Origin of the sequence: Methylocella tundrae (assembly GCF_901905185.1) — a bacterium.
Classification (GTDB): domain Bacteria; phylum Pseudomonadota; class Alphaproteobacteria; order Rhizobiales; family Beijerinckiaceae; genus Methylocapsa; species Methylocapsa tundrae.
In genome coordinates this window covers 1-568 of record NZ_CABFMQ020000138.1, presented here as the reverse complement: position 1 = coordinate 568, position 568 = coordinate 1, and the positions used below count along the sequence as shown (strand labels likewise).

General features: G+C 72.2%; 1 protein-coding gene. It reads left to right on the top strand.

Going from position 1 to position 568, the window contains the following annotated elements; genetic code table 11:
* Positions 1 to 133 precede the first annotated feature (133 nt).
* Positions 134 to 568 (top strand): FAD binding domain-containing protein (locus MPC4_RS19135; protein WP_174513934.1); only part of this gene is annotated, 435 nt, incomplete at its 3' end.

Below are 568 nucleotides of genomic sequence, written 5' to 3'. Positions count from 1 at the left end.
GTGCCTATCCGCAGATCGTGCAGGCCGTCGCCGAAGTGGCGGGCGTGCCGCTGCGTGGCCCCATGCGGTCTTTCTCGCAGCCGTCGCAGCACCCGCACCAGACCCCGATGGCGCCTGCCGGGGAGGACGCAGCATGAGAGGCTTCGACTACGTGCCGGCGACCGACACCGGGATGGCGCTCGCCACCATGCCGCAGGGCATGCACCACGCGAGCGAGCGCGCGCTGCCCGCGAAATTCATCGCCGGCGGCACCAACCTCATCGACCTGATGAAGGAAAGCGTGATGCGGCCGCGCCGCCTCGTGGACGTGGGGCGACTGCCGTTCGCGGGCATCGAAGAGGCCGAGGGCGGCGGCGTGCGCCTGGGGGCGCTGGCCCGCAACGCCGCCACCGCGCACCATCCGCTGGTGCGCGAGCGCTATCCGCTGCTCGCGGCCGCGATCCTCGCCGGGGCCTCGCCGCAGATCCGCAACATGGCCACCAACGGCGGGAACCTGATGCAGCGCACGCGCTGCCACTACTTCTACGACGTGGCCGTGCCGTGCAACAAGCGCGAGCCGGGCACGGGC